Source organism: Paenibacillus sp. FSL W7-1287 (assembly GCF_038004245.1).
In the GTDB taxonomy this organism is placed as follows: domain Bacteria; phylum Bacillota; class Bacilli; order Paenibacillales; family Paenibacillaceae; genus Pristimantibacillus; species Pristimantibacillus camelliae.
Genome location: NZ_JBBORD010000001.1, coordinates 1,301,360 through 1,327,206, shown reverse-complemented (window position 1 = coordinate 1,327,206; position 25,847 = coordinate 1,301,360). Strand labels below are relative to the sequence as shown.

Sequence of the window (25,847 nt, the reverse complement as noted above, 5' to 3'; positions counted from 1 at the left end):
CTGAATGCATCGTAAATTTTCTCTATGGCAAAAGCTAAAGGCCTATAAGCTGCAAAATAATATTTATGTTATTGTTATGCTGCTTGGCAGCATATTCGCCGCAATTATCGTATATATATCGCCGCTGCAGGAAGTAAGGTTTGTACCTGAGCTTACGCTTGCCATCGCTACCTCCTTATTAGCGACGATCTTTGGACTAGTATCTGATGTTTATGTAAAGTATAAAACGTTTGAAAACGATCAGCTGCTTGAGGGGATTCACGAATTTGGTATAAGTAATTTGCATTTTAATAAAAAGCTGCTGCTCGAAAACCTACTGCAATCGTCAGATAAGGAAGTGTGGATCTCAGGCTACCGGTTAATCCTAACTAGTAAAATTACAACAAGCATCGCACAGGCTATTAAACAAGGTGCAGTCGTTAAAATTCTTGTGTCACCACCTTGGAATGACAGCTTCAAGCTCGTATATGGGGATAACGATCGTGTTATTGATAATTACTGCAAGGTGTTCAGTGCGATTGCAAAGGCATGTGCTGAGATGGGTACCGATGTAGATAAAATATGCGAGGTTCGCTTTACACATAAGCCACTGTTCAATGATACGTATAAAGTCGATATGAATCTCATCACCGGGCCTTATATGCATAATCAAGACGAGGAGCATCAACGTATAACAGCAAATGATTTCTTTACCTATGATCTAATAAAAAAGAGCAGATTGTACACCTTAGTGGAAAACGAATACTTAACGGTGTGGCATGAAGCAGGTGAAATGCTGCAGTGGAGCAAATATATGACTGCAGCCGAATACATTCGAACAAACGATTTGCGTGAAAGAGAAAAGGTCGAGCTATTGCAAAACTCCTGCATACCTACTCCCGCACACAATGCTCCAAAAGAATCTGTAGCTTATATAAAACAGCAAGCATGATATCATGCCTGCTGCTTGGACATATTTGTTTTTCCTGATATCCCAAAAAGGTGGGCATCGATTACGCTTAATTGCGTTAGTCGATGCCCACCTTTTCATTCCTATCCACTTTCTCTCGATTACTTTCAGCTTCCTGTTTAAGTATAACTTTCTAAACAGTGGTAAAACATAACTAGAACAGATTGGATAAGGCGGAACTTGCAAATGACAGATTCTAATCACATAATTGCTCCTAGTCTTCAGCACACGCTCGACAATTTTAAAGATTGCATCGATCTTACTCATCGTACATTTCCAGAGATCAATGTGCATCTAGTGTACTTTGATCATTTAATTAATAGTGATGAATTATATCGATATATTACCCCACTGACCGAAGCTAGAGAATATGAAATTCAGAACCTGCTTATAAGAAGCCAATATCAACTCGCTTTGGATTCTGATACGGTAATTAAAGGGATATTATATGGAAAGATAGCTATTTTTCATAAGGACGATACTTATTTAGTCGATGCCTATAAACCAGAAGCACGTTCGATTGATGCATCTCAAACAGAAACCGTTATTACAGGTCCACACGATTCCTTTACTGAGCCTGCTTTATCAAATTTGTCACTCATTAGAAGTAAAATAAAAAGCTCACATTTGAAGGTTATAAAGCTAGAGGTAGGTGAGATTTCCAAAACGGATCTATATATACTGTATATCGATGGATTAGCTAACATGGACTATGTTAAAGAACTGGTTGAACGTATTGAGTTGATTGAAGTGGATGCGGTTCACGATGGAAATATGCTCATCCAATACATCGATGATTTTCCTAACTCCATTTTCCCTTTGTTCTCAACGTCAGAGCGACCAGATACCGCAATATCCAAGCTCGTTGCTGGAAAAATCATTGGTATCCTAGATGGCAGTCCTTCTGTATTTACAGCACCTTCCTCTTTCTTTGAATTTTTTGCATCACCCGACGACTACTACCAACGATGGATTCTAGGTACTGCAACACGTTTACTGCGGTTTGCAGCATTAGTTATTACGCTGACATTTACAGCCTTATACGTTTCAGTTACAACCTTTCATTATGAGATGATTCCTGAAGCATTGCTACTAACGTTAACGGAATCTCGAAGCAGAGTACCATTCCCCCCGATTTACGAGGCGCTGTTAATGGAGCTAACGATTGAATTACTGAGAGAAGCTGGAGCAAGGCTCCCTACTAAAATCGGACAAACGATCGGGATTGTCGGAGGTATCGTCATCGGTCAAGCTGCAGTCCAAGCAGGCCTAACGAGTAACGTGCTTATCATTGCAGTTGCATCTTCAGCAATTGCATCCTTTGTTATCCCTAGCTACGTGATGAGTGCCTCCATTCGACTAGTTCGTTTTGGCTTAATCATATTAGCTGGCACACTAGGAGATCTTGGTATTGCAATGGGAATTGCTTATATCGTTATCCATCTATGTGGACTAACGAGTTTAAATACATCTTATATCACTCCCGTCGCTCCCTCGTACTTCAACGATTGGCGTGACGTATTTATTAGAGCACCCTTATGGGCAATGCGTGATCGACCATCGCAATCCAATACACCAAACAAAGTAAAAATGAAGCAGAAGAAATAATTGGAGGATCAACATGAGGGAAAAATTGCATCCATTCCATATTGCAATACTCATTTATATGACACAATCTGGGGTCGTTATTTTCTCATTGCCGCGTGTGCTTGCACAGCATATGGGATATAACGGGTGGATTGCTTTAACTGTCTTCTATGTCATTGTGGCGTTAAATATATCGTTAATCTCACTTGCTTATCGTCTTGCTGATGGTAAATCGATCTTTCAAATTATCGAACATTTCTTTCCAAAAATAGCGGTGATTCCCCTTTATATTTTTTTACTTACGCTATGGATGATGATTGGTTGTATATCTGCCAAAAGATATATTATCATTTATCAGATTTTCGTCTTTCCAACCACTCATCCGATGCTTATTAAAATATTGGTAGATACGCTTGCTTTTCTCCTAATAATAAAGGGAATCTACAATATATCTAAAGCTGCAACGGTGTTTTTCTGGCTTGTCATTTGGACCATATTGCTGCTGCTTTTCTTTCTTCATGATTTTCAATGGATCAATTTAACATCATTTTATTTCCATGAATCGTCTGATATCGTAACAGGCAGCTTTAGAATATTTACAGCCTTTTTGGGATATGAGCTAATACTGTTGCTCTTTCCTTACGCTGAAAAGAGAAAAGGAGTTATGAAGGCAGTACATATCGGTAACCTGCTCACTTTTCTAACCTACATATTGGTATGTCTCGTATGTTATGGTTTCTACAGCTTCGATCAGCTAAAACGAATGAAATTTCCGATGCTCGATCTGTTAGCTTATATCGAGTTTCCCTTTGTCGAACGTATAGAGAATTTGATTTTCAGCCTTTATTTGTTTACCTCCTTAATCGGAATTGTCATGTATTGCTGGTCTGCCCTCGAAGCGGCGCAACGAATACTTCCGAAAGCTAACGTAAAGTGGCTAGCAGCTATTATTATGGCCGTAGCATACGTGGTCTCCTGGGTACCAACTGTACTGGTTGAAGTTGATGCTTGGCTTCAATATCTTGGGCAGATCGAGATCGGAGTAGCCTTCGGACTACCATTGATGTTGCTCTTATTTCTGCTACTCCAAAAGAGGAGGGATGAGCCATATATCGATTACAACGAGCCATCATGATGCTGCTTGTCATGCTTCTGCTAATAGGATGCGGGGACCAGCGAGTACTGGAGAAGCTGGGGTTTACACAAACAACCAGCTATGATCTTGATCCTAATACGGAGGAATCTTCAGATGACGAGAAACAAGGGCAACAAAAATTATTAATAAGCGTAACGATACCGAGAACTAGAACTGAGAATAGCAGAGAATTGATTACTGCTACAGCTTATACTAGCAAGGAAGCAAAGATAAAACTTTCAAGTCAAACCGAGCTTACAATAGTAAGCGGTCAGCTGCGTAATACGCTTTTCGGGCTTAGCTTAGCTAAACAAGGCATATGGGAGCATATTGATACGTTAGTTAGAGATTCTTCGATCTCCCCGCGGGTTAAAGTTACGATCGTCAACGGCAGCGCACATGAGTTACTATCTAAAGATTATTCACAGCATAATCGAACAGGAAAGTACCTTGATCGTATGCTAGAAAAGGAAGCAATCTCACAGACGGTTCCAGAAATTACTCTTTATCGATTTACTAGAGACTTTCTGGATGATGGGATTGATGCTGTAGCACCAATTATTAAGCAGCTTGACGAACATGTTTCAATAGATGGGATTGCCTTGTTTCAGGGTGATCGCTATGTTACAAAAGTAGAGCCTGATGATACGTTAATTTTCGCCTTCCTACGAGGGAGATTTAAAAATGGTGAGATGAGCGTAGACATGTCTGAAGTCGGTAGAATTAATGAGCATATTATGTTCAGCTCTATGATCAGTAAACGAAAGATCAAGATTAAAACGACCTCTGAAGGTCAACATTATCATGCGGATATTAGCATAAATGTTAGAGGTTCCGTGTTGGAGTATACAGGGAAGCTTAGTCTTGATAATGTCGAGCACCAAAAACAAATCGAGAAGCTTATTGCTGAATATATAAAGCTAAAGACTGAGGAAATGGTTGCTATGATGCAAAAAAACAATGTGGATAGCATCGGATTAGGGAAATATGTAAGGAATAAGCTTAGCTATGAAGAGTGGAAGAATCTGGATTGGAGAAGGATTTACCCCAATATCGAAGTAACATGCAACGTTAATGTTCGAATAAAGGACTTCGGTAAATTCGTTAATATTGAGCAGTAATGCCTGCTACAATGGGGTTTGGTGGAGCCACGCGGAATCGAACCGCGGACTGATCGCTGCCAGCGATCTGTTTTCCCCCTAAACTATGACCCCACACTTACTATTTCATTATTATACCAAAACTATATCATGTTGTTAAAGCAAAAACTAGAGAGGATGCCCATTCATGGCGATCCTCTCTTTCATTAATTATTTATGTTAGCAATGATGAGATAACTGCGTTATTATGACTGTTCTGCAGAGACATTCAATTGGAAGGTAACACCGAACTTGTCCCTTACAATCCCGTACAATGGACTCCACTCGGTCGCCTGTAGAGGCATGACAACATCTCCGCCGTCTTCTAAAGCTGCAAAGATTTCCTTCGTTTTCTCTTCATCCGGACTTTGGATCGAGATCTGAACATTATCGCCTTGTTGATGAGGCATGCCAGGGAAAGTATCAGAGAACATAAGATCAACATCTCCAACCTTTAAGTGAGCATGCATAACAAGCTCCTTCACGTCATCCGTTAATGGATGATTCGGGTCTGGTGGAAGCTCACCGAATGTCATTAGGCTTTCAATACGCCCAACGAGTACCTTCTCATAAAAATAAATAGCTTCTCTTGACTTGCCTTCAAAAACAAAATACGGGTTTAATCGAATCGTCATCATTGAACACCTCTTTCGAAGGATTGGTCTTGCTTTATCCATTATATACCAATAACGTCCAATGTAAAGCATTTTTACGAACAAATGATCTGTTTTTTTCTAGCATCTTACATATTTGCGTTTGAAGCCTATCTGCCCCTTTTCAACAGCTTTTTTTATCGTTTCCGAAGCTTGAAGGACACTCGTTTTTTTCTTATCACGCTTCACTTCTACCGGCCCTACTCTTTTTGCTGTCTCCACAGCCAGTTCGTGGAGCTGAGAGAAGGATATACCTACAGTATAAATAAATTGATTCATCGCATATTTGGCACGTTCAGGTGAGCTATGAATCGTAGCTTCTACTGCCTCTAGCATGCTCGCAAGCTTTTGTTCAGAAAATTCATGGTCTGGACGATTGCCTAACAGCCAGCAGTAACAGCTCCAGCCTGCAGACATTTTGAGCTCTTCTCCACTTGCAATCCACTCATCTGCAACGTCCTGCGCAATGTCTGTCTCTGAAAGAGTAACTGCAACGACGTAATCAGATAACATGTAGAAATAAGCTCTATCGATCCAGCGCTCGAAGTCTGCTGCTGTCATTGCTTTAGGATCAGCAATAACACCTGCAAAATACATCGCGTCATAGTTTCCTGTAGCATAGAGCTGCTCGGCTAATTCCTGGTCTTTTTTTATTATTCTCGACATAGGCTTCATTGCACCCGTCGCGACTCCAAAAAGAGGCTCCTGCGCTCCATTAGATACATAAATTTTCTTGGTACGCTCCTTGCCAAGTGCTTCAAGCTCCTGCATAACCTCTTGTAAATTCATATATAACCCACCTTATATAGATTTCTCTTTTATCGATGCAGCATGATCATTATACCATCTTGCAGCCAAGCATCGACAATCTCACTGCAGTTATAAAAAGGCAATACTTGTCACAGCAGTTGCCGGAGTCATCAAGCTATGTTACCGTTTAAATATATGATGAAAGGAACGATATTACTGAAGGATATGGAGGAGAGAGAGATGATAAAAGCGATTGTTTTTGATTTGGATGGCACGATTATAGATACCGAATCGTCTTGGTATACAGCATTGGTCGATATTTACGGTGAGTACGGAGCTACGTTAACGCTTGAGCAATATTCCACCTGTATCGGTACTAGCCTAGATGCTTTCGATCCTTATGAGCATCTCATTAAGCAAGGAGAGCTGGATGTCACGCTTGATATCGTCAAAGACAAGGTTAAGCAGCGCTATGATGAGCATATGCTTAAGGAGCAGGTTCGCCCTGGCGTTCCTGAATATCTCGAGCAAGCCAAGGCAGCAGGCTTAAAGCTCGCTGTTGCGTCCAGCTCGCCTAGAGAATGGGTAGAGCGTTATCTCAATCAGCTTGGATTGCTTCATTATTTTGATGTGATCTGCACAGCCAGTGAAGTAAAACAAGTGAAGCCTGATCCTGAGCTATATGAGCTTGCGTTACAGAAGCTGGGCGTTCGTCCAGAAGAGGCTGTAGCGATCGAAGATTCACCTAATGGTGCGCGGGCAGCTGTAGCTGCAGGCATTCACTGCATCGTTGTGCCAAATCCAATTACTAAAACGCTAATATTCGATATTCCGCATCAACGAGTAAATAGCTTGGCCGAGCTGGACTTCCAAGACTTAATGACTAAGCCACTGCAAACGACGCATAATGGTTAGCGTAAGTACATTTCATATATAAGTTATAAACTTGATCGGAGTGTGGTGGCCGCCACACTCTATTAAAAAAAAGCTATGACCGTCACTGAGCTGTTCTCACATAAGGTTACAATAATACATGTAACCTTATGTGAGAGGCGCTTCATACAGTCTTAGCTTTTCCTCTTATTATTGGTGCTACACGGAACGGATAACGTAGTTTCGCCATTCTTGATGAAAATCGATATCGAGCTTGTATATATGGTTCAACCGTTCAAGCTCAGGCAGTGCATCCTCCGTATAGAGATCCATAGCATTCATGCGATCCTTAATTCCATCGATATCTGCACGCAGCACTTGCAGCAGCTGCTGTGTATCAGCACGAAACTGCTGGTTAAGCTGCTGGGTTGCTGCTTGCAGCTTTTCACGCTCTTCCTCAAACATACGACGTATATTGGCAACGAGTAAGCCATGCTTCACGTTAAATAGATCCGCCTTCTCCAATACTAGCATCACCACATTCGCAGCAATGATCGTCAATATAATTTGCAACGGCTCCATTAACCAGTTCGGCAGGCCAAATTGCTTCTCTGCGTATTCCATAAGCAGCTCAATGACAATTGTCGTAATCGTTGCGCCTAGTATTTTCACGATAGAGTCAGCCTTCTGTGCAGCTGTAGCGTGCTTATCGCCGAGTACTTTAACACAGGAGACAAGTGACATAACAAGGCTTTTTACAAGCTTCAGCAGTCGCTTCACCGTCGCCTTTACAAGTCCAATAAGGATATCGAAGAACGACTTTAGAATTTTCCCAATCATACTGCTACGTATATGCTGGAAAATCGAGCGCATATTTTTCATTACATAGGCGGTAACTCTTCCTGCAGCTGCCTTCAGCTTAGATAAAAATCGATCCAGCGTCATCTGCTTTTTCTGGGCAAGCTGCTTTACCTCATAGGTAATCGGTGGTACCGCATAGTATAGCAGCTGACCGGCAAGCATTTTAGGAATGGAGCGCGCTGTCGTTGATAGCGCATCCTTCGCTACATTACCATATTGCGTATGCTTCAGCATTGTCACGCTTTCTGTATTCTGGGAGTGTCGTATATTATGCTCCAGCTCCTTACGAACACTGTCCTTCACTTTCCCTGACTCATCCAGATAGCCTTTATCTTTTAGCGTTTGCTGCTTATCACCGGAAGCTGTTTCCTTCTCCCACTGTGAGATGATCGCATCGGATAGCTGCTCCGGTGTTGCGCGATGCGTAATATCTTGTCCGCGTTTGTCGTATACACGTACATCTCCCTTTGATGTATTCGCTGAAGCATGTAGCATCTGGAAGTTATCGCTTGAGTTATAGAATTGACGCATGCTTTCAGCACCTGGATCTGACAAATAACGTGCGTTATATGTAGCAGCCTCACGAGACTGGATATGATCTGCATGCAGGTCACTAACTAGTATTTCCTTGCCGTTACGTACGACGGTCGTGTGTGAGCCTTCATAGCCCGTTAACTCATCAACGAGCTTGCCTTCAGCAGCTTGCTTGCTGTCACGGTATTGCTGCTTACCGCGCTTATCCAGCTGGTCCTTTTCACGATCCTGTGTAAAGAGCTTCCGCTGTGACTTATCATTGAGTCGCTTAAGCTCCTGCTGAGTCGCACTGTGCAGCTCTGAATCATTAATGTTGTATAGCTCCTTAACGTGACTATCCTTTAGCACATCATGATCCTGCTCATAGGTAAAGTGCTTAATGCGGTGGTACATCTGATCAGCTGTTATATAATAATCACTTGTATCAAAATAATGCCTTACAATTTCACCTGATAGATCCTTGGCGATCGATTCACCAAGCCGGATTCCTAAGCTCTGGTTCAATATGGCATGATGCTTCATATTGATCTGCTTTACAGCAGTCATCACGGTATGCTCGTAATCCTTCACATACTGATCTCTTCGTTCAATCAGTTCGGTTACACTCAATTGGCTCATCATCTTTCTCCTTAGCTTGATTTTAGCAGCATATGCTGCTCCAGCTGCTTCGATTGTTCCTCTAGCAGCGTTTGGTAATCCTCTAGCTCCTGAAGATCCTCTTCATCACTGGTATGCTCTAATAGTCGTGTCAGTACTGGCGTATTGTAAAATTTGCAGGAAATGACGTAGAAGAAGAAGGCATTTCGCACAAACTGATAATGCTTTTGGTACATCGTATCCTGAAGCAGCTGTATATCATAGTCATACTGCACCTCGCCAAGCGCTTGACCAGCAATGACCATATGCTTTAATGACTCTGCTTCAAAGAAGGCTATAATTAACGTCAGCTCTGGTATAATTCGTTCACGAATAAACGTTAAAATAAACCGTACCGTATCCATGTACAGGCTGCACAGCTCCAGCTCAAGCTCCGTTACTTCCTTCTTCATACGCAGCCGATGTAGAAGCTCCTCGAACTGTAGCTGTATTTTCGGAATTTCGAGTTCAAGCTTATCATTAGCTTTTTTATTGCGCCATGCAACGTAAAATGGTGTTTTCACAAGAGATTCGAGGAACATCCCTTTATCACTAAAATCCTTATCAACGATATATTGATCCAGCTGCTCAAACTCTGACTTTGGCCGTTTCATCATTAGCTTCATTTCTTCCTCGGCATACTCGCCTGAGGATTTTACATTGCCGAAGCTGCTCAAAAAGAGTTGCATCGGCTCAATTTGAGCCTGCCATGAGTTCATCCGCAGATCATTGACCTCTTCTATGCGCAGGTTATACTCCTCGTACAGCCGATTAATTAGCTGTACAAGCTCGGCTACCTCTTCGTTATAGCTTTCACGTAAATCCTCAAGCTCAGAGATCAAGGATTCATTCCTAGTTCGTCCCATAAATTTATCAAAAAATCCCATGCTTATTCTCCTTCGTAATAAACAAATTTCCTTGATCTGCTGCGATCTCGACTCGCTACAATCCGACCCTGCTTTACTAAAAAGTCGTATTGCTTGTTTTTGCTAATAATAAAGGTATCCTCGTCGCCTTTTATCTTAAATGTGCGACCATTAGCCTCCCTGTAGCTGGCAGTCACCTTTTTCACCCTTTTCTTACTTATGAGTACAATCATAGCAATGACGATGATGGCGAGTATCGCTATAAAGATATACACGTTCGCATCACACTCCTTTAGGTATAGTAGAGATTTCTATAAGTTTGCTATTATACTTTAAAGTATAATAGACAGCTGCGATATTTCACATCTAAAACGATGTCAGAACTGTAAAAAACTATGTGCTTTCACTGCAATTTAATATAAAGAAAGAAGCAATAGCAGCAAGCTTGATCCTTGGATCACCAGCCTGCGGCCATAGCTTCTTCATCGTTGTGCTGCTATGTCGATTATTTTCTTACCTTATGTATTTCCTTAATAAGAGAGCGTAACGTCTTACCGTTCATAACTTCCGCATATTCATCATCTACCGTTGAGAGCACATAGTAGTCATCGACAATATAATACGTACCGTAGCGCGAGAAGTAATATTTACCCTCGTGAGCGTCTTTACCTGCTCCTGTCGCTAGTATGAACCTCATCCCGTTTTTCAGCTCAGGCTCAAATCCAATAAACATCGCATTATGTGATAGATGAATAATATCCTCTGTTGGCTTGCCACTGATGACCTTCTCAACCGCCACTTCATATTGGACAAAGCTCGGCCGATGAGAAATAAGATTGATCTCATACTGCGGCAGCTGCTTGATGACCTTCACAATAACGATGGATTCTGCTTCCTGGGCAAGCTCAAGAAAGCTGCTTGGCATCACTTCTACTAGCTCTGGAAATGAATTGTAGGCAGGATATTCTAAGCGCAGCAGAGCAACTCGTTCAGGTGGCAGCATATCGTGCTCTTTCTCTAGCGACTTGTAAGTAAGGATGCTAGCGAACGCTACGAGCAATATTAACACAATGACTAGCCACAGCCACTTCTTCTTCGTGCTTCGTTTGCCCATCATGCTCACCCCATAAGTAAAGGATTGATTCGTCACGTCATGCTGTTCAGAGACCTAAGAAAACGGTCACCTCATTATACATGATACGCTTGCACTTTTATGTAAATAAACTAATGATCTTACTTAAGAAATTAAGCTATTAAAATAGACAGTACGCTAAGCTCATGCTCAACACAGCGATAGAAAAAAGCCGAAAGGATGCATCCCTTCGGCTTGTAACTAGCTCTATATATTTGCATATAAAGTAAGAAGCTGTAGCAGCATAGCTTGATCTTAGATCGCCATTCTGCTGCAACAGCTTCTCCAATACGTCTATTTAGACAATACAAACTGAGCAATATTTTTACTATGGTCACCGATTCGTTCTAAATTAGTTAACAGGTCGAGATAAATCGTTCCTGTACCGCCTGAGCATAAGTTCTGGTTCAAGCGATAAATGTGATTTTTACGGTACTCTGCCTCTAAATCATCCAGCTTAGATTCCAAACTCAGCACTTCCTCTGCAACCGCTGTATCATGATGTTCAAGTGCAATCAGAGCTTTTGTTACTGCTTCGTCTGCAACCTCCATCATAGTTCTAAGCTCGCCTTCCGCATCTGCGGACAGCTCAAGCTTATTCGTCAATCTGAACTCTGCTAATTCAACAATATTCTCAGCATGGTCGCCGATTCGTTCAAGATCACTAATCGTTTGAAACCATCCTGTAGCACTTTCAGACTCGCCTGGTGATAATCCTTTTTGATGGATTTTCATAATATAATCGGTAATTTTGCGATTTAATTCATTGACCAGATCTTCCTTCTGAAGTGCCTTCTCTGCGGATTTGGTATCCTTGTTAAAGAAGAATCCTGTTGCATCCTGAAGAGCCTGCTGAGCATATTGACCCATCCGTATAATTTCATGCTGTGCTTGGCCAAGTGCCATTGCCGGTGTCGCAAGAAGGCGATCATCAAGATAAATGGCTTTAAATTCAAGCTCGTCCGACTTGCCTCGTATCGCTTTCGTTACAATCCATGCTAATACCGGAATAAGCGGCAGGAAGATAAGTGTATTCACTGTATTGAACAATCCATGAGCATATGCAATCTGCATCCGGATATTCACACCTTCTCCAAGCCATAGTACAAGGCTATGTACTGGGTTTAGAAGAATCGTAAATATAGTTGCACCAACAACATTAAATATAACGTGGACAAGCGCTGTTCGTTTTGCAGCTACCGATGCCCCGATAGATGCTAATACAGCAGTAATCGTCGTTCCAATGTTATCTCCGAATAGAATTGGCAGGGCACCTCTTAAGCTAACCATACCTTCGTCCGCAATCGTCTGCAAAATACCAATCGTTGCGCTTGAGCTCTGTACGATCATCGTAAAAACAGTACCTACAACTAGTCCAAGAACCGGCATATGGGATAGTTCCACCATAAAATCAGTAAAAGCCTGCAGCTCACGAAGTGGCTTCAATCCACCACTCATCGTGCCAAGTCCTAGAAACAACGTACCAAATCCAAATATAATTTGCCCAATATACTGGAAACGTTTTTTGTTAATGAAAAACAAGAAAAATGCACCTACTGCGATAATAGGGAGCGCATAATTTTCAATTTTGATCCCGACAATAAATGCAGTCATCGTTGTCCCTATATTAGCACCCATGACAACTCCGATTGCTTGTCTTAATGTCATAAGACCCGCATTAACAAGTCCAATTGCCATAACGGTCGTACCTGTTGATGATTGGATCAACACAGTAACGGCTATACCGACAAGAACACCTAGAATTGGGTTGGACGTATACTTTTCAAGTATACCTCGCATTTTGTCACCGGCTGATTTTTGAAGCCCGTCCGACATGTACTTAATACCGAACAGAAATATCCCGAGACCCCCTACAAATTTGAACAACAAATCCTGCCAGTCCAATATATAAATCCTCCTCGATTTTTTTGTATTTACACATCCTTAATAATTTAGCATATTTATCGAGGAAGTTAAATTCACTTTTACGCTATAGTGCGACAAATTTTTTAAATTAGTACATAATTCATTCATTTCACTGGATATAACAGATCGAGAACCCTATGAAACACATCGCTTACTTTCTTTTCCTTAACAATTAATAGGTTGTCTTATTATGACGTTCAGTATTCTTGCTTAGACCTCAATATCTTATCTTCTCAGCATGCAGAACAGCCGGCAGAATATGTCTGCCGGCTGTTCATAGTAGCCTAACTCGATAAAGACCTATTTCTTCTATAATCCCTTCGAGGAATAACGCTTAAACAATGCGATTGCTCCTGCTAACCCAACTACGCCAATACCAAGCAGCAAAAACACCGCTTGCCATACCGTAGCTACATTCAAGCCAGAGCCATTTATCATCGCAGACTGCAATCCTTGTAGTCCCCAATACTGTGGAGTAAAACGGCCAATGGCCTGCACTGCATCTGGCAGCATCTCAAATGGGAACCATAGTCCGCCCAGTATCGCGCCCCCCATCGCAATGAGCTGTACAACACCAATCGCAGCATTCAAGCTACTAGCGATCATAGATAATGCCAGCCCAAGACCCGTCGCACAAATCGCAAGTGCTAAGACAAGGGCAATAACCGCTAGAACATTCCCGAGCTGCAAGCCGTATACCAAATACCCGAAGCCTAACAGAACGGTTGACTGAATTATGAGCACCAGCACATGTGGCAGCCACATACCGAGCAAGAAATGATACGGAGGCATTAAGGTTGAACGCAGCCTTGCCAGCATACCAGACTCACGGTCTCGTAAAAAGGACTGCACCATCGAGATCATAATGAAAAAGACAAACATTACGGTATAGCCGGGTATAATCTGTGCAATTGCTTCGCCTTGATTGTCAGATAGATTACTAAAGATTGCGGCAAAAATCACGATAAATAATATCGGAAGTGCGAACAGCCAAAAATAAGTGCTTTTATCTTTAAATATTAAACGTACTTCCTTAGCAAAGATAGAAATGATCACCGTAAACACCCCCTATTCATCTCTTAATGCTGCGCCAGTTAGCTTCATAAATACACTGTCGAGCGATGGCTGCTGTAGCTGAAGTGCACGCACACGATGCCCGCTTTGCAAAAGGTCATTCGATACATCATGCAGCAGCTGCAAGGCATTTTCACCTTCGATCAGCCAGCCTTTATTCTGTGCTTGGATGCGGCTTACGGCAGCTAACTCGCTTGGTGGATTCCAGCCATCTGCTTCGACATAGACAGCAGGCAAGGCATGCTGCTCAAGCACCTCATATAGTGGTCCTTCAGCAACAATTTTTCCATGATCGATAATTGCCAGTTCATCACAGAGCGCTTCTGCTTCTTCCATATAATGCGTAGAATAGATAATCGTTGTTCCTTCCCGCTTCATCTGTCGGATCATCTCGAATATATGGTTGCGGGACTGAGGGTCGATTCCTACTGTTGGCTCATCCAGTACAACAAGCTTAGGCTTATGCAGTAACGCAGCAGCGATGTTTATTCTACGCTTCATCCCCCCAGAATACGACATCACCGGCTCATTCGCGCGATCAGTCAGACCGACCTTTTCGAGCACCTCAGAAATTCGTTCCTTAAGCTGGCTGCCATTCAGTCCATACATTTTGCCAAAGAAATGAAGGTTTTGGCGCCCAGTCAGCTGCTCATACAGCGTCACATCCTGCGGCACATAACCAACATGCTTCCCGATCAGCTCACGATTAGCTGCTAATGGCTGGCCCAGCAGTGATATACTGCCTTGATCGGCTTTAATAATGCCGGAGATGATCTTCATTAACGTCGATTTCCCAGCCCCATTCGGTCCTAGCAAGCCGAAGCAGATCCCTTCCTTTACTTGAAACCCAATACGATCTACTGCAAGCCTCCCCGTACCATACGTTTTAACGATTTGGTCAACTTTGAGTACTGCATTCATCCTCTTCAACACCTCCATGATCTAGTGGAGCTTATACTATTTCTTATCGATCGATTCATTCATTTCCTTCGTAAGTCGCCAGTAATAGTACGCATAGCCACACCAGAATATACCGTACACAACTATAAAGATAACGAATCCAATAAGTAAGGACTTCCATTCTAGTGAAAGCCATCCCGTCCAAAGAGCAATTGGCAAGAAAACAAGAAACGATAAGCTAAAATGAGTAATAACCATCTTTAGCGGGCTCCAGTTTACAAATTGAAATAGGAATGAAGCAGCACCATAATATGCTCCTATGAGCATACTGCCGAGCATATTTTTCCATATTTCATCTACAGGCGGGTTTATGTCCTTAGCTAGCAGCGCGGTTAAAGCTATGAATGTAAAAATTGCGGAAAAGCCGAGCCCGTTCATTATACGTGCAAGCACATCACTGAATTTAATGCTCATCCTTGTCACCTCCCAATACGAGACGCTTCTTCAATTCTGCAACATAGGCGCGAGATACATATTCCTTGTTGCCTGAATGATAGTGCACGCATAGATTGCCATTGAACATTAGCTCAAAGCGCGCAATACGCTCAATATTGCCGATGACGGACTTTGAAAAGCGCATAAAACGATAGGGAGCCAGCAGTTCCTCCGCCTCGTATAGCTTCATGCGCAGCTCTATTCTGTTGCTGCCCTGTGCTGCGAGCACTCGCCTATTTTCAGCATAGACGAAATCAATCTCCGAAGGCTCAAGCAGCACGGTTCGCTCATTCTCCACTCCCATAAGACGTCCGGTTGTAGCTGACTGCTGCTGAAGCTTGCTGACGATAGCGGCGAGCTCCTCTGTCCATTCCTTTGCTTGAATCGTAACGATTGTCTCCTCATGCTTGGCGTCTACCTCGATACGCACCTTCAACGTCTTATCCCTCCTGCTTATAAATGATTATGTAGTAGCATCGATATTCCCGCTATATGAATGGTCTAACCTGCAGTAATTGAGGTATAACCTGTAGCTATTGCTGTATGAACTTCGGCTAAACACGAAAAGACCCCTGCTCGAGGTCTACATCATCCTTATTAATTCACTGTCAGCTATCCTTAATCCAATGGACCAGACAAGCTATTGAACACGAGCACATTCGCCTGATCACCAGCAAACTCAAGCACACTAACGCTCGCATTTTTCACTTCACCTTGATGCTCTGGATGTTCAGTGTATCGATCGAGCAATTGTCGAATGACGACGCCATGCGTAACAAGCAGCACAGCTGCGGCTTGACCATTCACATCCAACAGCAATTGCTCAATCCCTTGGTTAATACGTGCTTGCAGCTCATCTGCATCTTCCGCATCTGCCTCAGGATCCGCTTGCTTCATAAAGGCAAGCACCTCACTCATCGAATGATGCTCGAATACCTCTCGACTCGTCTCGTATTGGTAGCCATGCTGAGCCGCAACCTGCTTAACGATTCGGTCAACATGATCACCCTCAAAGCTTCCAAAAAACACTTCTCTAAACTGTGGCAGTCGGCATAGCTCCAGCGGGTCACTGTGCTTGTTCTGCTTAAGGATCAGCTCTGCTGTCTCAATCGTTCTACCCAAATCACTTGTATATACACGGTCAAAGGCGATGTGAGACAAGCGCTCTCCTGTACGTTTTGCAACTGCTTTTCCTTCTTCCGTTAATGGACTGTCTGCCCAGCCCTGCAGCTTATGATATCGATTCAAATACGTCTCTCCATGTCTAACGACGTATAGTTTTACTGTTTTACTCATGTCTTCCTCGCTTTCTTGTGCAGTCATTCATTTCCTTTCATAGTTCGTCATGCAATGCTCACTATCCTTTACGATCGAGCTACTTCTACGAATTCTACAAAAAAAACCGAGAGCTATGCTGCTTGCCCTCGGTTTCTGTGCCGTCATTGCCGCTATTCGGATTCTACATATTCCTTTAAAGCTAGTAGATGCTCGTCCCAATACTGCTCGAAAAAAGCAAGCCATTGCTGCAGTTCTGTTAACGGCTCTGCTTGAAGCTTGAAGCGAGTTTCTCTTCCAGCCCTGCGCTTACTTAACAATCCTGCCTCTGCAAGCACATGCAGATGCTTATTCACCGCAGTACGTGATATCGGAAAGCTTGCTGCAATCTGAGTGATTGGCAGCTCCTGGTCAGCGAGAAGGTGCAGCATTCTCCTGCGAGTCGGATCCGCAATCGCTTGAAACACATCATGCTTAGCTGAAGCTGCAGCCATCTTACTGCTCCACATAAGCTGGAAGCTTTTCGTTAACGATCTTCTCCCATCCGCCATCCATAATTCCGCGTATAACAGTATGCGGTTGCCCGAATTCAGTCACCTTATCCGGATCCCAGCCTGAGTGAATTAATGTAAACTCCGTTTCCCCTTCTTCAAGCTCTTTCAGCTCAAAGGTCAATTGCCAATCCTTCCCCCAGTTAAAGCTAAGTCGATGCGGCGGTTCGAGCTCCGTTACTTTACATGGCGAGTCCCCAAATTGACCAGTATGCAGTACAAATTCATGACCAACAACCGGTTCAAAGGTGCTCGGCATCCACCATGCTGCAATCCCCTCAGACGTTGAAACAGCCTTCCATACTTTATCTATTGGTGCTTTCAATACGATGACTTTTCGTATCTCTAATTGATGTGATTCCTTCATATTTAAACCCTCCACAGCATTAAGTAACACCAAAAGGTGTTATAACAATAGTAACACTTTTAAGTGTTATGTCAATCTGACTATGCACATACTTCACAATACTTACTTCCTGTTTATTGTATCCTAACCTCTAATCTATCATTCTACGTTTTCCAGTTCATGAGCTCAGCCTATATTAAGCGCTTCATACCTTAGAGGTGATTAATTTGCGAAGCAACATCTCTCCATATGAAAGCAACGTCAAGCTATAGGACTAGAATATTGGCTTATGCTTTAATCTGAGTATCAAAGCTATCTACTTCTACTTTATAAATGATAAGTTGAGAGGATGAATGAATGTGAACATTACGACACAGCAGCTTGGACTTAAGCCCGCTATGGGCTGGAATTCCTGGAACACCTTTACTTGGGACATTAATGAACAGCTTATTCGTGACGTTGCAGACCGCTTTATATCCGAGGGCTATAAGGATGCGGGCTATGAATATATCGTTATCGATGATTGCTGGAGCTTGAAGGAAAGAGACGCAGAAGGGAATCTAGTCGCTGACCCGGAGAAATTCCCAAGTGGAATGAAAGCGTTAGCAGACTACGTGCATGAGAAAGGTTTAAAGTTCGGCATCTACTCATGTGTAGGAACGCATACTTGTGCTGGTTATCCTGGAAGCTTCGAGCATGAATTTCAAGATGCTAAGCTGTTTGCCGAGTGGGGCGTAGACTTTCTGAAATACGATTATTGCTTTAAACCAAGACATATTTCTGGTGAGCTGCTCTACAAGCGTATGAGCTTGGCGCTTAAAAATTGTGGTCGAGACATATTGTTCTCTGCTTGTAATTGGGGCGCAGACAATGTATATGATTGGATTCGTGAGTCAGGAGCTCATATGTATCGTTCGACAGGAGATATTCGAGACAACTGGGATTCGATTAAAGAGCTGGCTCTATCGCAGCTAGACAAGGCTAGCTATACTGGCTCATTCTGTCATAACGATATGGATATGCTAATCGTTGGGATGTATGGTGGCAGCAACAATGATTACATAGGCAGAATCGGGGGCTGTACAGATAACGAATATAAAACTCATTTTGCATTATGGAGTATGATGGGCTCTCCACTAATGATGGGCTGTGATATTCGCAACGCTAATGAGATGACGAAAAGAATACTGTTGAACCCTGATCTTATCGCGATTAACCAGGACCTTGAAGGTAGAGGCGCTTACCGTATTAAGCCAGAACCTCAATGGTTCCATACTGATGAAGTTTTTATGCTAGTTAAGGTGCTAACAGATGGCGATCTTGCGATTGGCTTTTTCAATTTAAGTGACAGTCAGCGAGAAATATCACTGCAATTCTGGGATATCGGTCTCCCGTATGCATCGGGCATCTCACTTTCTCTATACGATTGCTGGGAGCATAAGGAGCTTGGCGTATTCAAGGAAAGATTCGCTCCTACCGTACCAGCGCATGATTGCTTAGTTGTACGAGCGAAGCTAGTTACGAAATGAGCAGTAAGCGCATCTGTACAAAGTGCAGTGTCCCGCTTATGACTGACGACGTTGCCATCTTCCTAAAGCTAATCTCTAGAACCTCGCAGAACTTTCTATGCATCGATTGTCTGGGCGTGAAGCTTAACTGCGGTCGCGAGCCAATCGAGAAGCTAATTCAATATTATAAAGACTCCGGCAAATGCTCACTGTTCCGTTAACCTGTCAGCAGAGCTGGAATGCAGCATCATATACTCCGAAGGCGTATATGATGTTGCTTTTTTAAATGCTTTTGAAAAGTAAAGCTGGTCCTTATAGCCGACAGAATAAGCGATCGATTTGATAGATAAGCTAGATGACTTTAACAATTCACTAGCTCTTTGAATGCGATAGGCTGTCAAATAGCTTAGCACCGACATCCCAGTTGCTGCTTTAAACAAGCGAAACAGATGGCTTCGGTCAATCTTAACGTTGTAGACGATATCTGAAACATTTATTGCCGAATTCCAATAATTATGATGAATGTATTGCTTCGCTAGACGTACGTGATCTGTCTGTTCCTGTTCTGCTTCCTTAGGATAATACTCCATATAATACGACAGAAGCAGACGCAGCTTCGCTTCTGCCCGCAAGCTTTGAAAATAACGCACATCACCTTCGTCTTCAATACGGTACCACGGCTCGAAATCGAAGCCTGCATTGGCGACAATAGGCTGCTCTGCGGTGAGCTCTGTCATAGATAGTAGCTCGCCAGCTTCTTCGCCTTTAAATTCAATCCATACATATTCCCAAGGATCATGTGAATGAGGATAGTAGAATATTTCAGAGCCCGGAAAAATAATAAAGCTGTCTCCAGCTTGCAGTGAAAATGAGCCGTTCTGTGTCTCTAGTGTCCCTTTTCCACTCACAATATAATGCAGCGCAAAAACATCTCGTACACCCGGTCCCCATTTATGAAGATTAGGAGGCTTATAGCCACTGTTTATCCAGACTAATGATCGACTACCGTTACCCATGCGGTAGGGTTGAGATCTGCTCACTTGTACTGCCTCCTATTCTCCAATGGTATGAAGCATATGTTAGAAAACCTTTACACACCCTTCATAATAAAGAAAGCGTAGCAGATCAAGCAGCGATCATCAACCTGTCATCTAGCATAAGTTTGAACGATTATTATAGCCTTCATTATTCACCTCTCACTAGCTTTGCACGCAAATAGTTTGACATGAGTTCAATCAGTAGAATTAATATAACTAGACCGATAAGAATCGCACCAACTTCGTCCCATTTGTAGCCTCTCATAGCGAAGATTAGCGGTGCTCCAATTCCACCAGCACCGACAAGCCCTAATATAGATGCTTCTCTCATATTCATATCAAAGCGATAAATGATGACCGATAAAAAGATCGAAAATAGCTGCGGAACGATACCAAAGCGAATTTTCTCAAATGTGGTGCACCCTACTGAGGTCATCGACTCCAGCACGCGAGTATCGAGCTCTTCAATCGCATCTACATACAGCTTAGCTAGCATTCCGATTGAAGTAAGACCAACGGTTAGTACACCAGCAAAGGCTCCAGTTCCCGTCACACGAATAAACATTAAGCCATACACTAGGGCAGGCACGGTACGAATAACGATCAGCAGCAGCCTTGTTAGCCATGAAACAGGCTTAGGCATAATGTTAGAGGCTGCTAAAAATGCGAGAGGGATCGCTAATATCGCACCTACAATCGTGCCCAAAAATGCAATTGCTATCGTCTCAAGCAATAAATATAAAATACTTTGCCTTGAAAAATTAAAAAGCATATCCATATTCGGATGCGTTAATCCGTAAAGTATATTTTTAGCAATGGAAAGTCCGCCCTGCCCGATATTCTGAACGTTAACTGCTGTAAGTGACCATACAAATAAAGCTGCAACCATCATAGATAAAACAGCGACATATAATAGGTTACGAGGCGCAGCTGACAATTGCTTCTCGATATGATTCATTCCTTACCTCTCCCCTAGATTAGTTTTTTCCTAAAATGCTCACTTACCCTTTCGATGATGTATACTGTAATGATCAGTACGAGGATGAGCAAGCCTACAGCCTGGTAGTCTCGCCAGCCGAGCCCTTCCTGAATAAGCAGTCCAATCCCTCCCGCTCCAACATATCCGAGTATCGCGGCATATCTCACATTCCCTTCAAAGCAATAGAGAGAGGTAGAGATATAGCCTGGAAGCACCTGCGGAATAACCGCATAGCGAAACGCTTGGATTCGAGTCATTCCTATCGACTGCATCGCCTCAAAAGCACCCATATCTACCGTCTCGATCTGCTCATATAGCAGCTTGCCTACGTAGGAGACAGTAAACAGCAAAATCGCAACCGCCCCTGCCGTCGGACCAAGTCCAAAGATAAAGGTCGCTATAAGAGCCGTAACAAGCGTTGGCAAAGTACGAAGAATGCTGAGCAGCGTTTTGCTAACAACAGTAATAACCTTTGACTTCGTGATGTTTGAAGCTGCGGCTACAGCGATAGGCAAGGCAAGCAGTGCTCCAAGCAGCGAGCCTAGCAAGGACATTTTGATCGTATCGAGCAGCGGCCTCCAAACCTTAGAAATATAGCCCCAATTCGGCGGGATCATCGCTTTAACGATAATGAAAAACTCGTCTATTCTATCGATCAATACTTTGAAGCTGAAGCCAGTAAAGTTTGCAGATAGCAGCGTACATAGTACGAGAAATAATACGATGAATGGTATGAATGAACGATTCTGCAGCACGATCTTTCCGTTAGGAAGCGTAATTTTTTTAGGAGGAAAAAGTTTATTAAGCATATATCGCCTGCTCCTCTGCTTCTTGATTCGACTCCCACTTCCCACCGTATATTTCCTGCAGTACGGCTTGCGTCACCATCGATGCATCGCCGTCGAATACAACCTTACCCTTGCGAATTCCGATAATGCGATCTGCATATTCCAGCGCCATCTCGACATGGTGAATATTCATAATGACCGAAATGTTCATCTCTTGATTAATTCGCTTAAAATCATCCATCACCACTCGCGCAGTGACTGGGTCTAGCGAAGCAATCGGCTCATCGGCGAGAATTATATCTGGCTGCTGTGCCAATGTTCTTGCTAGTGCAACACGCTGCTGCTGACCTCCAGACAATTGATCAACACGTACAAAGCTTTTGTCTAAAATGCCAACCTTATCTAAAGCCTCCAGCGCTTTTATTTTATGCTGCTTCGTAAATATACCTGTAACCTTCCTCCACATTGGTAGCTCCGGCACAAACGAAGCGAGCACATTATTAAGTACGGTCGTGCGAGTAACGAGATTAAAGGACTGAAAGATCATCCCTACTCGACGGCGAAATTGACGAATAGACTTTCCCTTAAGCCGAGATACATCTACGTTATCTACTATTAATTTTCCTTTTGTAATATCGTGTATTCGGTTAATACATCGTATTAGCGTTGATTTACCAGCACCTGAGCGTCCAATAATGGCGACAAATTCGCCCTGCTTTATTTTAAGATTCACCTGAGTTAATGCATGGGTGCCATTTTTATACGTCTTCTCTACATCGATAAATTCAATCATCGGAGCGCTTCATCCCTTTAGCTATAAATTTTGAATAATAAAATGAGAACATCATGACATGACGATGTTCTCATTTTTGGTGAGATGTACTTTTGATTCATTCGCTTGTTTCATTCATTCGAATTAGACAAGCTGATCGTTCTATATAGCTAGTTCAAGCTGCGTATGAATTCCTGTGCTTTACGCTCACTGTCATAGTCGGAATCTTTTGCAATCTGATATCCTTCATGTGAGTAGATGGCAATGACTTGCTTTCCTTCTTCCGTCTCAGAAATCGCTATGAACGCTTCTTGAAGTGCTTTCTTCAGCTCGTCATTCATAATTGGTGAGTTTTTACTTACACTTACCGTATCGTTGTAGATCGGATCTGTTACACCGATAACGTTGGTTTGATCCCAGATGGAAGCAGTTCCGTTATAGTCCGTCGTCCACTTCTCTTCGTTATCACGACGCGCATCAGCAAAAGCTACGACAATATCTACCTGCCCTACAGCTAGTCGTGCGAAGGATGTACCATAGGAATCCGCTGGTGTAACCTTCTGAAGATCGGTAATCTTCTTACCATACTTATCCTGCAGCCATAGCGTAGGATAGATATAGCCAGCAGAGGATGACGTAGACATAACCGACCAGTTTGCACTGTTCAGATCGTCCCAAGTCAGCTCCTCACCGTTGTTAACCTTCGCTGCTAGCTCTTGGCCTTTAGGAGAAGGGCCTGCAATAATTAATGAACGGTAGTAGGAAGCTTGTTTATCATCTAAGCCTGTAGTCGGCTTATTATCGTTCCAATCCTTAGCATTATCTGAGTCATTAGACAATGCCTTACGTGTTGACGTCAGGATAACCTCCGCTCCGTCATCGTACAGCGTATACGTCCCCCCTGGAATTAAGCCAACATCTGTCGTACCCGCACTAAGTGCTTCACCAACAGCCTCATAAGTCGTACCTACATCGATCTGAACATCGCCAACCTCATAGCCCTGCGTAGCAAGCTGACTAATCAATAATTGCTTTAGAGGCTCAGTCGTCGTAATAATTTCATCTGGATCCTTAGATGGAACAAAGCTTACCTTTAGCTTGTCAATGTTTATAGTTGGATCTTCAGCCGGCTTTTCACTCTCATTAGCCGAAGGCTGTGTTGATACCTGTGGTGATGGTTGGTTACTAGCGCCTGTGTTTGTATTCTTCGGTGTATTGTTAGCACCGCAGCCCGCTAGTAATCCAATAGTGAGCATTCCTACGATTAAAACCATGAGCCTCATTTTCATCTAAAATTCCTCCACTACTTTCTCTTTTTTATGCTCATTCGCATGCTTGAAGTATAGGGGAGTTTAGTTAATTCTATATAAAGATTAAGTTAATTTTTGGTAAATTTACGTTGGAAAGGTAATTTACTTGGCAGCATGTGATAGAATGTGCGTGTCTTATAATCTAGTTCGTAAAGGAAGATGAAAATGAGCAAATCTACATGCGAGCTTATTCTACTTGCAACAAGTGACCTTCATGGCTTCATCCTGCCTCGAAGCTATGCCGATCAACGTGAAGTTGGCTACGGGCTAGCACGAGTATCTAGTATCATTAAGCAACTGCGTCAAGACCATCCTTATACACTATTAATAGATAATGGAGATTGCTTGCAAGGGACACCGCTCACCTATTATCATGCCAAAGTTAATAGCAAGCGACCTAACCCAGTAATCGCCTGTATGAATAAACTGCGTTATGATGCAGCCGTACTAGGTAACCATGAATTTAACTATGGCTTGCCATACTTACAGCAGGCAGTCGATGCCTCTGCATTTCCTTGGCTGTCGGCTAACACGCTGGATGAGACAACTGGTCAGCCATTATTTAGGGAGCCGTATATCATAAAGCAGCTAGACAACGGACTACGCGTCGGCATACTAGGCTTGACCACCTCATATGTTCCGCATTGGGAGCTGCCTCAGCATATCGCTGGCATTCAATTTGAAGACCCAATCGAAACAGCTAAGCACTGGGTAGCTCATTTAAGAGAGGTAAAAGCTTGTGATATCGTTATCGTCTCTTACCATGGCGGCTTCGAACGAGATATCGAACATGGGAATGCTACCGAGCCATTAACCGGAGAAAATATTGGCTATGCACTCTGTGAGCAGGTGGGAGGTATCGATGTATTAATAACGGGCCATCAGCATCGCGCGATTGCGGATTGCTTCATTAATGGCGTATGTATTGTGCAGCCAGCAGCGGAGGGCCGCTTTCTAGGAAAAGTAACGCTACAGCTCGAGAAATCGGATAAACGCTGGCAATTGATCCAATGTCAATCCGAGCTGATTGAAGCAGCTATATACGAGCCTGATTCCGACATTGAGCGGCTCGTTGCAGAGGATGAGGCGTTAACACAGGCTTGGCTTGACCTGCCGCTTGGCTATGTAGATGGAGATATGCTAATCACTTCACCAGCAGACGCTCGTCTTACAGAGCATCCTTTCATTGAATTTGTGAACAAGCTGCAAATGCACGTTTCAGGGGCTGATATCTCCTGTACGGCGCTATTCGATAATGAAACGCCGGGCTTCCCCTCCCAAGTAACAATGCGTCATATCGTGACCAATTATATCTATCCGAACACGTTAAGAGTGATTCAGCTAGCAGGTCGTGATATTCGTGCTGCGCTAGAGAAAACAGCAGAGTATTTTCGGTTAGATGATCGAGGAAACGTGGTCGTAAGCGAAGCCTTCAATCACCCAAAGCCACAGCATTATAACTATGATATGTGGGAGGGCATTGACTACACCTTAGACATATCAAAAGCGATCGGTCGAAGAGTAGTTCAACTTGAACGACATGGTGAGCCGCTTGCAGACGATCAGCTCTATGAGGTCGTCATGAACAACTATCGTGCTGGCGGCGGTGGCAACTATGAGATGCTTCAAGACAAGCCGATCGTAAAGGACATCTCTGTCACGATGGTTGAGCTGATCGCGAGCTATATTCAAGCACAGCAACATATCGAGGCGTCGGTGAATAACAATTGGCGTGTTACGAATGGTGCGGTTACATGAGTAACATACGGAC

Annotated in this window: 26 protein-coding genes and 1 tRNA gene; 7 read left to right on the top strand and 20 right to left on the bottom strand. The window is 43.1% G+C overall.

Going from position 1 to position 25,847, the window contains the following annotated elements; genetic code table 11:
- Positions 1–4: 4 nt before the first annotated feature.
- The 4 genes from NSQ99_RS06025 (at position 5) to NSQ99_RS06010 (ending at position 4,792) form a co-directional block, all read left to right on the top strand.
- Complete coding sequence (locus NSQ99_RS06025; protein WP_251667880.1) at positions 5–931, top strand: hypothetical protein; 927 nt, start codon at positions 5–7, stop codon at positions 929–931.
- A gap of 204 nt (positions 932–1,135) precedes the next feature.
- Positions 1,136–2,557 carry a spore germination protein gene (locus NSQ99_RS06020; protein WP_251667878.1) on the top strand — a complete coding sequence of 474 codons (1,422 nt, stop codon included), beginning with the start codon at positions 1,136–1,138 and terminating at the stop codon, positions 2,555–2,557.
- Between the two features lie 13 nt (positions 2,558–2,570).
- The gene (locus tag NSQ99_RS06015) at positions 2,571–3,671 is read left to right on the top strand and encodes a GerAB/ArcD/ProY family transporter (RefSeq protein WP_251667876.1); all 1,101 of its coding nucleotides are present in this window, start codon (positions 2,571–2,573) and stop codon (positions 3,669–3,671) included.
- Positions 3,668–4,792, top strand: a complete 1,125-nt coding sequence (locus NSQ99_RS06010) for a Ger(x)C family spore germination protein (protein WP_340835746.1) — start codon at positions 3,668–3,670, stop codon at positions 4,790–4,792. Before NSQ99_RS06015 ends, NSQ99_RS06010 begins: the two co-directional genes overlap by 4 nt.
- Before the next feature lie 19 nt (positions 4,793–4,811).
- On the opposite strand, the gene NSQ99_RS06005 is transcribed toward NSQ99_RS06010, so the two are convergent.
- The 3 genes from NSQ99_RS06005 to NSQ99_RS05995 all read right to left on the bottom strand — a co-directional run bounded on the left by NSQ99_RS06005 (position 4,812) and on the right by NSQ99_RS05995 (position 6,252).
- A tRNA-Ala gene (locus tag NSQ99_RS06005) sits at positions 4,812–4,885 on the bottom strand.
- Between the two features lie 131 nt (positions 4,886–5,016).
- Entirely contained in the window at positions 5,017–5,445 is a 429-nt protein-coding gene (locus NSQ99_RS06000) for a VOC family protein (protein ID WP_251668052.1), read from the bottom strand.
- Positions 5,446–5,544: 99 nt separating this feature from the next.
- Positions 5,545–6,252: a DNA alkylation repair protein gene (locus NSQ99_RS05995; protein WP_251667872.1), complete on the bottom strand. Its 708-nt coding sequence runs from the start codon at positions 6,250–6,252 to the stop codon at positions 5,545–5,547.
- A 138-nt stretch (positions 6,253–6,390) separates the two neighbouring features.
- Between NSQ99_RS05995 and NSQ99_RS05990 the strand changes: the two genes are divergently transcribed.
- Positions 6,391–7,128 (top strand): HAD family hydrolase, encoded by a 738-nt coding sequence (locus NSQ99_RS05990; RefSeq protein WP_251667870.1) that lies wholly within the window; start codon positions 6,391–6,393, stop codon positions 7,126–7,128.
- A gap of 177 nt (positions 7,129–7,305) precedes the next feature.
- Here the strand turns inward: NSQ99_RS05990 and NSQ99_RS05985 are convergent, their stop codons facing one another.
- The 12 genes from NSQ99_RS05985 to NSQ99_RS05930 all read right to left on the bottom strand — a co-directional run bounded on the left by NSQ99_RS05985 (position 7,306) and on the right by NSQ99_RS05930 (position 17,703).
- Positions 7,306–9,102, bottom strand: a complete 1,797-nt coding sequence (locus NSQ99_RS05985; RefSeq protein ID WP_340835744.1) for a hypothetical protein — start codon at positions 9,100–9,102, stop codon at positions 7,306–7,308.
- 8 nt (positions 9,103–9,110) lie between these two features.
- The gene (locus NSQ99_RS05980) at positions 9,111–10,004 is read right to left on the bottom strand and encodes a hypothetical protein (protein ID WP_340835743.1); all 894 of its coding nucleotides are present in this window, start codon (positions 10,002–10,004) and stop codon (positions 9,111–9,113) included.
- A 2-nt stretch (positions 10,005–10,006) separates the two neighbouring features.
- Positions 10,007–10,258 carry a hypothetical protein gene (locus NSQ99_RS05975; protein WP_251667858.1) on the bottom strand — a complete coding sequence of 84 codons (252 nt, stop codon included), beginning with the start codon at positions 10,256–10,258 and terminating at the stop codon, positions 10,007–10,009.
- Positions 10,259–10,488: 230 nt separating this feature from the next.
- The gene (locus tag NSQ99_RS05970) at positions 10,489–11,100 is read right to left on the bottom strand and encodes a hypothetical protein (protein WP_251667856.1); all 612 of its coding nucleotides are present in this window, start codon (positions 11,098–11,100) and stop codon (positions 10,489–10,491) included.
- 309 nt (positions 11,101–11,409) lie between these two features.
- Positions 11,410–13,020 carry a Na/Pi cotransporter family protein gene (locus NSQ99_RS05965; RefSeq protein ID WP_251667854.1) on the bottom strand — a complete coding sequence of 537 codons (1,611 nt, stop codon included), beginning with the start codon at positions 13,018–13,020 and terminating at the stop codon, positions 11,410–11,412.
- A 330-nt stretch (positions 13,021–13,350) separates the two neighbouring features.
- A complete protein-coding gene (locus NSQ99_RS05960) occupies positions 13,351–14,097 on the bottom strand; it encodes an ABC transporter permease (RefSeq protein ID WP_251667853.1) in 747 nt (248 codons plus the stop codon).
- Positions 14,098–14,109: 12 nt separating this feature from the next.
- Entirely contained in the window at positions 14,110–15,036 is a 927-nt protein-coding gene (locus NSQ99_RS05955) for an ABC transporter ATP-binding protein (RefSeq protein WP_340835742.1), read from the bottom strand.
- A gap of 36 nt (positions 15,037–15,072) precedes the next feature.
- On the bottom strand, positions 15,073–15,489 hold the full coding sequence (locus NSQ99_RS05950) for a DUF3021 domain-containing protein (protein WP_340835741.1): 417 nt from the start codon (positions 15,487–15,489) through the stop codon (positions 15,073–15,075).
- A complete protein-coding gene (locus NSQ99_RS05945; protein ID WP_340838736.1) occupies positions 15,479–15,940 on the bottom strand; it encodes a LytTR family DNA-binding domain-containing protein in 462 nt (153 codons plus the stop codon). The genes NSQ99_RS05950 and NSQ99_RS05945 overlap by 11 nt, the downstream gene beginning before the upstream one ends.
- A 188-nt stretch (positions 15,941–16,128) precedes the next feature.
- Positions 16,129–16,806, bottom strand: coding sequence for a histidine phosphatase family protein (locus tag NSQ99_RS05940; RefSeq protein ID WP_340835740.1), 678 nt, complete (start codon positions 16,804–16,806; stop codon positions 16,129–16,131).
- Positions 16,807–16,958: 152 nt separating this feature from the next.
- Complete coding sequence (locus NSQ99_RS05935; protein WP_340835739.1) at positions 16,959–17,279, bottom strand: ArsR/SmtB family transcription factor; 321 nt, start codon at positions 17,277–17,279, stop codon at positions 16,959–16,961.
- Position 17,280: 1 nt separating this feature from the next.
- Positions 17,281–17,703, bottom strand: coding sequence for an SRPBCC family protein (locus NSQ99_RS05930; RefSeq protein ID WP_340835738.1), 423 nt, complete (start codon positions 17,701–17,703; stop codon positions 17,281–17,283).
- Between the two features lie 338 nt (positions 17,704–18,041).
- On the opposite strand from NSQ99_RS05930, the gene NSQ99_RS05925 reads away from it, so the two are divergent.
- Entirely contained in the window at positions 18,042–19,211 is a 1,170-nt protein-coding gene (locus tag NSQ99_RS05925) for a glycoside hydrolase family 27 protein (protein ID WP_340835737.1), read from the top strand.
- 185 nt (positions 19,212–19,396) lie between these two features.
- Here the strand turns inward: NSQ99_RS05925 and NSQ99_RS05920 are convergent, their stop codons facing one another.
- The 5 genes from NSQ99_RS05920 to NSQ99_RS05900 form a co-directional block, all read right to left on the bottom strand.
- Complete coding sequence (locus NSQ99_RS05920; protein WP_340835736.1) at positions 19,397–20,230, bottom strand: AraC family transcriptional regulator; 834 nt, start codon at positions 20,228–20,230, stop codon at positions 19,397–19,399.
- A 145-nt stretch (positions 20,231–20,375) separates the two neighbouring features.
- Entirely contained in the window at positions 20,376–21,185 is an 810-nt protein-coding gene (phnE, locus tag NSQ99_RS05915) for a phosphonate ABC transporter, permease protein PhnE (protein ID WP_340835735.1), read from the bottom strand.
- Between the two features lie 14 nt (positions 21,186–21,199).
- A complete protein-coding gene (gene phnE, locus NSQ99_RS05910; RefSeq protein WP_340835734.1) occupies positions 21,200–22,015 on the bottom strand; it encodes a phosphonate ABC transporter, permease protein PhnE in 816 nt (271 codons plus the stop codon).
- The gene (gene phnC, locus NSQ99_RS05905; RefSeq protein WP_340835732.1) at positions 22,008–22,787 is read right to left on the bottom strand and encodes a phosphonate ABC transporter ATP-binding protein; all 780 of its coding nucleotides are present in this window, start codon (positions 22,785–22,787) and stop codon (positions 22,008–22,010) included. The genes phnE (NSQ99_RS05910) and phnC overlap by 8 nt, the downstream gene beginning before the upstream one ends.
- 149 nt (positions 22,788–22,936) lie before the next feature.
- Positions 22,937–24,055: a phosphate/phosphite/phosphonate ABC transporter substrate-binding protein gene (locus NSQ99_RS05900; RefSeq protein ID WP_251667836.1), complete on the bottom strand. Its 1,119-nt coding sequence runs from the start codon at positions 24,053–24,055 to the stop codon at positions 22,937–22,939.
- Between the two features lie 186 nt (positions 24,056–24,241).
- Here NSQ99_RS05900 and NSQ99_RS05895 point away from each other — a divergent pair, with 186 nt between their 5' ends.
- Positions 24,242–25,834, top strand: coding sequence for a bifunctional metallophosphatase/5'-nucleotidase (locus tag NSQ99_RS05895; RefSeq protein ID WP_340835730.1), 1,593 nt, complete (start codon positions 24,242–24,244; stop codon positions 25,832–25,834).
- Positions 25,835–25,847: the final 13 nt, after the last annotated feature.